The sequence below is a fragment of the Martelella sp. UBA3392 genome (assembly GCF_002358775.1).
Classification (GTDB): domain Bacteria; phylum Pseudomonadota; class Alphaproteobacteria; order Rhizobiales; family Rhizobiaceae; genus Martelella; species Martelella mediterranea.
Genome location: NZ_DEPM01000304.1, coordinates 1 through 4422, shown reverse-complemented (window position 1 = coordinate 4422; position 4422 = coordinate 1). Strand labels below are relative to the sequence as shown.

At 69.0% G+C, this 4422-nt stretch carries 1 protein-coding gene; it reads right to left on the bottom strand.

The genetic code is table 11. The annotated features are described in order from the left end of the window. Positions 1–902, bottom strand: a 902-nt coding sequence (locus B4E36_RS23845) for a nucleotidyltransferase domain-containing protein (RefSeq protein WP_345900902.1), incomplete at its 3' end; no start/stop codon positions are given. Between the last annotated feature and the right edge of the window lie 3520 nt (positions 903–4422).

Genomic DNA, 4422 nt, shown 5'->3' with positions numbered 1-4422 from the left:
AAGTCCTCGGCGCGCAGGAACAGCTTCAGCTCCTGGCGCGACAACACGCCGAGTTCAACGAGCTGGGCGGTGTCGCGCACCCGGTAATAATATTTCGCGATCCAGAACAGCGTGTTGAGATCGCGAAGCCCGCCCTTGCCCTCCTTGACATTAGGGACCACGAGATAGCGGGTATCGAAGGATTTCTGGTGGCGCTGGTCGCGCTCGGCAAGTTTGGCGGCGATGAAATCCGGGCCGGTATCGGCCACCACCTCCTTGTCGAAACGCCGCTCCAGCGCGTTGGCAAGCGCCTTGCGGCCGGTGATATAGCGCATTTCAAGGATCGAGGTGCGGATGGTCATGTCCGCCTTGGAGAGCTTGATGCACTCCGTCACGCTGCGGGTCGCATGCCCGACCTTCTGGCCCATGTCCCAGAGCATGTAGAGGATATATTCGATCGCCTTCAGCGTATCGGCCCGATCGGTTTCCTCGATCAGGAACAGAAGGTCGATATCGGAACCCGGCGCCAGCGTATCGCGTCCGTAGCCGCCGACGGCGGTGATCGCGAATTCCTTGCGGGTATCCGGGAAAATCGTGCGGGTCACCAGATCATGCAGCGCGATCAGCATCTGGTCCTCGAGCCAGGAGATGCGCCGCGCGCATTCCAGCCCGCCGCCATCGGCTTTGAGCAGTTCATAGGCACGGGCGCGGCCGGCGGCGTTGACCTCCTTCAGCCGCGCCAGGATCGCCTGGCGCGTCGCATCCGGATTGCCGTCATTCTTGCGCGCGATCGCACGCAGCTCGTTGCGCAGCGCCGCAGGCTCGAACACCTCCGTCATGGCATAGGAATCGGCTTGTGGCGGCGCGGCCTTCACGGTGTTTTGCGCCGCACGCTCGCGCTGCTCTGCCCTTTTTGTCTGCATGGACCTGCCTTTTCATCGGCGGTTCTCGCGCCGCCGCAGGTTTCTTAAAGCAAATCACTCATCAATGGAAACGGCATCATGCATTTTCCGCTTCAGCGCGTAGAGCGTTTCCAGCGCCTCGCGCGGGGTCATGTCGTCCGGCCGGATATCGGCGAGCATGGCCTCGACCTCGGAGGCTTTTGGCGCAGGCTCGGGCGCGCGCATGGCGGACTGGAACAGCGGCAGATCATCGATCAGGCTCGCAGCCGGGTTCTTGCGATCTGCATCCTCCAGCCGCGTGAGCACGTTCTTCGCGCGCTTGACCACGGCAGCCGGCAGGCCGGCGAGACGGGCGACCTGAATACCGTAGGAGCGATCGGCCGCCCCCGGCCCGACCTCGTGCAGAAACACGACATCGCCCTTCCATTCCTTGACGCGCATCGTCGCGTTCACCAGACGGGGCAGCTTTTCCGAAAGCGCGGTCAGTTCATGAAAATGGGTCGCGAACAGGCCCCGACAGCAATTGACGTCATGCAGATGCTCGACCGCCGCCCAGGCGATCGACAGCCCGTCAAAGGTCGCGGTGCCCCGGCCGATCTCGTCGAGAATCACCAGCGAGCGCGGGCCCGCCTGATTGAGGATCGCCGCCGTCTCGACCATCTCGACCATGAAGGTCGAGCGCCCGCGCGCCAGATCGTCGGACGCGCCGACCCGCGAAAACAGCCGGTCGACGATGCCGATATGGGCCTTTGCCGCGGGCACATAGGCGCCGATCTGGGCAAGGATCGCGATCAGCGCATTCTGACGCAGGAAGGTCGATTTACCGCCCATATTGGGGCCGGTCAGCAGCCAGAGGCAGCCATTTTCGCCCGTCACCGGCGACAGCGTGCAATCATTGGCGACAAACGGGCCCGCCGATTGCTTGCGCAGCGCCTGTTCGACCACGGGATGACGGCCACCCTCGATTTCGAAGGCGGTGGTGCCATCGACCTGCGGCCGGCAATAGGCCTCCGCCTCGGCCAGTACGGCCAGACCGGCCGACACATCGATGATCGCAAGCGCATGTGCGCCCTTCTTCAGGCTTTCGGCGGCCGCCACGACATTGCGGCGGAGCGTTTCGAAGGCCGTGAGCTCGATCGCCAGCGCCTCGCCCGCCGCATTGGCGATCCGGCTTTCCAGATCGGCGAGCTCGGCGGTGGTGAACCGCATCGCGTTCGCCATGGTCTGGCGGTGGATGAACTTCGCCTTTGCTTCATCGCCCTCGGTCAGCGCGCGGGCATTGCCGGCGGTGACCTCGATGAAATAGCCGAGCACGTTGTTGTGCTTGATCTTCAGGGCCTTGACCCCGGTTTCCTCGGCATATTGCGCCTGCAGCCCGGCGATGATCCGGCGGGATTTGTCGCGCAGCCCCCGCGCCTCGTCGAGCGCATTGTCCGCGCCTTCGCGCACGAAGCCACCGTCCCGCTTCAGGAGCGGCAGCTCCTCGGCAAGGGTTGCGGCGAGTTGCTGCTCAAGGTCATACGGCAGGGCCTGAAGCGATGCCAGCGCGGCGGAAAGCTCGCCCGGCAGCTCCGCGCCGGACAGCACATCGGCGATCGCGCGGGCAACCGTGAGGCCGCGCTCGATCGCGCCGAGGTCGCGCGGGCCGCCGCGATCGAGCGCCAGACGCGACAGCGCGCGCGGCATGTCGGGAAGCTGCTTCAGATGGTCGCGCACGGCATCCGAGCGCGCGACATCGGAGAGGAAGAAGCCCACCGAATCGAGCCGGGCATGGATGGTCTCAACATCCGTCAGCGGCGACATCAGCCGTTCGCCGAGCAGGCGCGCGCCGCCGCCGGTCACCGTGCGGTCGATCGCCTTCAAGAGCGAGCCGTCGCGCCCGCCGGCCATGGTGCGCACCAGTTCGAGATTGGAACGGGTGGCGGGATCGATGAACATCGCGCCGGACGCACCGTCCTGCTCCGGAATGCCGATCGGCGGGCGTTCGTTGATCTGGGTCTTTTCGACATAGGCGACGGCGGCAGCGGCGGCGGAAAGCCCCGAGGCGGAGCCCGAGCTGGGCGCGTGGCGGGAGTGGAGCGGCGCCGCGCAGGCGGCGGTGCGCGCGCGCGAGCTCGAGCTGCGGGGAGAGACGCTCCACGCGCCCGCCGGCGCGGCGGCCGCCGCCAAGATCTCGCTCCGCGACATCGACCGCAAGGTCGTCCGGGTGGTGGTGCGCTCGCGGCCGGCGGCGGCGGCGGGCGGCGGCGGTGCGGCGGCGGCGGGGGCGTTGGGCGCCTGCGACGCCATGCCGCTGCCGAAGGCGTCGTCGTCGAAGCCGCCCGCTGCGAACTGCGCATTCCACGACCCGGTCGGCTGCGACAGCGGCGCCGGCGCCGGCGAGTCGAAGCCGTCGGCGGACCAGGGGCTCCGCCCGGGCGGCGCCGGCGCGGGCGCGGGCGCCGGGGCGGGCGCCGGCGCCGCCTTCGGCAGCTCGAACTTGGGGAAGCTGAAGGCCGGGGCCTTCGGCGCCTTCGTGACCGGCGCCGGCACGGACGGCGCGCGCGGGAGGTCGGGCCGCGGCGGCGCCGCCTCGGCCTTGGCGCGCGCGGCCTCGGCGCGCGCCTTCTGCTCCTCGGCCTCCCTCCGGGCCCTCGCCGCGGCGGCCGCCGCCGTCGCGGCGGCCTCCTTCTGCGCGTCGAGGCGCGCCTGGGCCGCCGCCTTCTCGGCCTCGCGCTCGGCGCGCTCGCGCGCCACCTTCGCCTCGCGCTCGCGCTTGCGCTGCGCCTGCTGCGCGAGCTCCTGCTTCGAGGGCGGCTGGGGCTTGGGCAGCTCGAACTTTGGCAGTTCGAACTTGGGCAGCTCGACGGGCTTCGGCGCGGGCTTCGGCGCCGGCGCCGGCTTCTCGGCGACCGGCGCAGGAGCGGGCGTCGGGGCCTTCGGCGCCGCCGCGAGGCCCGACAGGAACGAGGGCAGCTTGAACTCCACCGGCGCGGCCTTCTTCTCGACGGCGGCGGGGCTCTGCTCCGCCGCCCTCTCTTTCTGGACCTGGCGCGCGGCGCGCTCCTGCGCCGCGGCCTCCTCGGCCGCCGCGCGCTCGGGCTCGCCGCCCTTCTCGAACATCTCGATGGACTCCTGGCGCATCTTCGACATCTTCCGCAGCACCTTGACGGCTTCCTCGTCATCGATTGCTTCCACGCCCGACTCCTTCGCCGCGTTCGTCAGCGCCGTCTTGATGAGGCGCAACGTGGAGGTCAGGTCCTTGTCGCGCGCCTTCATGGCCTGGATCACGCGCGTGTCTACCTGTGCGCACATCACCGCGTCGCGTCGATGGCGTAAGGCGCTTCCGACGCCGCGTTACGAACATCAGCAGCGATGGGCAGCGGCTCCGCCGGGGCGCGGGGGCCGGCGCGGGCGCGGGAGCTGGCTCCGACACCTCTACCGCCGCCGCGGCAGACACGTCGCCGCGCTCCGCCGCGCGCAGCTCCTCGGCGAATTCTTCTTCCGAGAGCTCGTCGAACATCTCCTCCTCTTCCTCGCTCATGAGGCCGATCTGGTAGCC